The 3075-nt window shown below is 41.3% G+C and carries 3 protein-coding genes; all 3 read right to left on the bottom strand.

Going from position 1 to position 3075, the window contains the following annotated elements; all coding sequences use genetic code 11:
* Positions 1-510 precede the first annotated feature (510 nt).
* From Q0Z93_RS10040 to Q0Z93_RS10030, 3 genes are read right to left on the bottom strand one after another with little or no spacing between them, the layout of a single operon-like run.
* Positions 511-1083, bottom strand: coding sequence for a hypothetical protein (locus tag Q0Z93_RS10040; RefSeq protein WP_298065146.1), 573 nt, complete (start codon positions 1081-1083; stop codon positions 511-513).
* Between the two features lie 22 nt (positions 1084-1105).
* The gene (locus Q0Z93_RS10035) at positions 1106-1534 is read right to left on the bottom strand and encodes an AAA family ATPase (RefSeq protein ID WP_298065143.1); all 429 of its coding nucleotides are present in this window, start codon (positions 1532-1534) and stop codon (positions 1106-1108) included.
* Between the two features lie 52 nt (positions 1535-1586).
* Positions 1587-2384, bottom strand: a complete 798-nt coding sequence (locus tag Q0Z93_RS10030; protein ID WP_298065140.1) for a hypothetical protein — start codon at positions 2382-2384, stop codon at positions 1587-1589.
* Positions 2385-3075 lie beyond the last annotated feature (691 nt).

The following is a 3075-nucleotide window of genomic DNA, read 5'->3' as shown; positions in this document are numbered from 1 at the left end:
GCAAGAGGACTGCGGAGCCTAAGGAGTAGCGCAGCTATCTGAAAGTTTCTTTGGTTCTTTCTTTTCAAAGAAAGAACGGTTCCAGGCGGCACAGTGCTAAATAAAAGATCGATAAAATTTAATAAAGCGCAAAGATACCCAAAATTATCGGCAATCGCGCCCCATCATCGGCAGAGAGAAGCAGAAAGAACAAAGATTTAACATTTTATTTAAAACGCATCAAAGGCAATGACACTCAATCTATTATGAGATGTTCATCTTACTTGCATATTAGACCTAATAAAATCAGTTGAATCAAAAAGAAAATTGGTCTTGAAATCACAAAAAATCGTCTGTCGAATTAGTTTCGACGGACGATTATGAGATATTCGACTTGATTTGAATCCTTTGCTCCGATTTTAAGCACAATATGTGCGTTTTTGCATAGTGTTTCTTATTGCGCATTCTTTAACAAACAGACCCGCCGCACAGCTGCGGCTGGTTCACCCTCTTGTAGTAGGTCGTACCTACTCACTCTTTGTCATGGTTATCCGAAATTCTGGTTCTCATTCCGAGAATCCTGCTGCCGCTGCCGGTCTCGATGTCGTCCAATGCGAGGTAACTGTTCGGCAGGTCTGCTATTTGGCCGAATGTCTTGCGGCTGCCGCCCACCTCGAACAGATACTTCCCGTCGGCCATAAAATCGCCCTGCTTGGGCATTGTCAAGGTCGATACCGCCCCCACTTGATTGGCAAAGAATGTTTCACGAAGCGTACCTTCCGATATTCTGCCCGACAGGGCGTACATCAAATTGGCGTTGTTCAGATATACCTTCTTCGGACCGGTCAGATGTTTATAGTCCTTGACTTTGTCCGTCAGCAAGCAGAGCAGTGCCGCACGGTCGAGCAGATAGAGCATTTTCAGCGTCTGGTCGCGGGTCGATTCCAGTTCCGCAGAGAGTTTATTAATATTGGGTTCAAGCGGCACATTCTCGGCGATGACCATCAACAACTTCTTAATCTTCAATATGGTCGTATAGGTGATGTCTTCCACTGACGGAATGTCGCTGTCGATGACAAGTTGTGCAACCTCGGCAACACGCATCAGATAATCCTCGCCCGATTCTTTATAAATAGGGATAATAGCCGCTGCGCAGGTAAGCGTCGAAGTGTTTTAACACCTTTATTTTCGACGTAACCTCCATCGCATACTTTGTATGACCGGTGAACAAATCTTCCAACGAAATAGCGGGAACAGATACGATACCTTCATATTCGAGATACTCACGGAACGACAGCCCGTTGAGCGTATAAAGCGACTGGCGGCGCGACAGGTCGGTTTTGGAATTGTCTATAGCCAGCATCGCCGACCCTGTGTACACGATATTCAAATCGGGATAACTGTCATAGAAGTTTTTAAGCAGCTGTGTCCAATTCTTATACTTGTGGACTTCGTCGAAATAGATATGCACAACACCGTGCGTATAGAGGAATTCGACCAACTCTTCCAGACTGTGCATGTTGAACCACATATTGTCCATCGACACATACAGCACCTTCTGGCCGTTATCTGATAGTATAAATTAACAGAATTCAACCAACAAGTTACTACTGTATAACTTGGGCGGATTTAGTTTTATCCCATCTCGTCCAGAAACCTTCCAACGATGTGTCAATCGTAGACAGGGATGATATTTGAGATTCAACTTCACTCCAATGGAAACGATCATTGCATGCAGCATTAAGTTCTGTTATGTTGATTGTTACCTGCGATTTAATATGTTGAATTTCTTTCTGTAATGTAACCAATGTCCTGTTTGTATTAGGAGAGGCGAAAGTAATAACCGGGGTCAATACCCCTTTCAGATGTTCATTAATCTTATCTGTGCCTATCGCTATCTCCAAATAAATACAATCATTGGCTAATGACTCCCAATTACTGAGTTGAGCAGAATGTAGCCGTTGAATAATTTTGATCATTGCTTTTGCATTTTTTGTTTTAAACAGGGGATTATAATCGAACGCGCGCATTCCGGGCGTCAATTGTTTGATTGTATTTGATAAATAATACAATAGATTGGTTGGTACACTCTCTCTTGATGATAACAGATTCTGTATGCTTGTCTCTGCTATATGCAATTGGCCAAAGATGGTTGTCATCTGTATAAAAAGCCATTGTTCCATCGATCTTTTCATTTGAAAAAATTTATATACCTCAGTGGCTATCAATACCATAAAACTTGCAAATATACCTGTAAAGCAACTCAGTAGAAAGTCATTAGAGATCCATGCTGAATTGGCAGAACAAAATACAAGTTCTTTGTTGACGGATACAAAATATGACATTCCAAGAAAAAGGATACAGGATACAATCAGATAGAGAATTGAATGTTTTAACTGTGTCATAGTTATTGAATTTTAAATGTTTATAAACACCTTTCTATGCCGCAAGCCAGCCATAACCCTGAATTACCCTATCAATAAAGTAATTCATCAGCAGGTTTGTTTTACTGAGTATGATTCCGGCAGGGCGTTACTCAGGGAAATCTGAATGATGTCCATTACCTTTTGTTTAGGCTGCGCATCTTTGTGCCAGTCTACAACCGTCACATATTCCTCTATCTCAAAGATATTCGTTGGGGGTATCTCGATTGCAAATGCTTGGAGACAAAGGGCTCCTCAGTGCGCAAGTCCAACAGAACCTTTAACCCTTGAAGTTCCAGATCGGCTCAATCAAAAGAATTGCAGACCGCCAACATAGGCCTACAAGCACTTCCTAAAACGAATCGAGACCGTTTTTTCCCACTCAACGATAATCTCATGATGATTCCAACTACGCAAAGAATCCTGCAGCCTTTTCAGCAGCAATGACTTTCGTACAATATGTCAATTTTACGAATCAACGTCCGATCGGGCAGATAAAATGAGCAGTATTATAATTCAACAGACAGGTAATAATGAATGATTATGAGATATAAGCGAGTAGAGACAGACGTGAAAATTTGTATATAGAAACTATTGCTATAATCGGGGATTTTTGTTGGTAAGAAGTACCCTTTCAATTAACCGTTCGATTAATTACTAATAATGTCACAAA

The organism is uncultured Rikenella sp., assembly GCF_947628055.1.
In the GTDB taxonomy this organism is placed as follows: Bacteria; Bacteroidota; Bacteroidia; order Bacteroidales; family Rikenellaceae; genus Rikenella.
The sequence above is the reverse complement of the archived record's forward strand: the minus strand, read 5'-3'. Positions and strand labels throughout refer to the sequence as shown.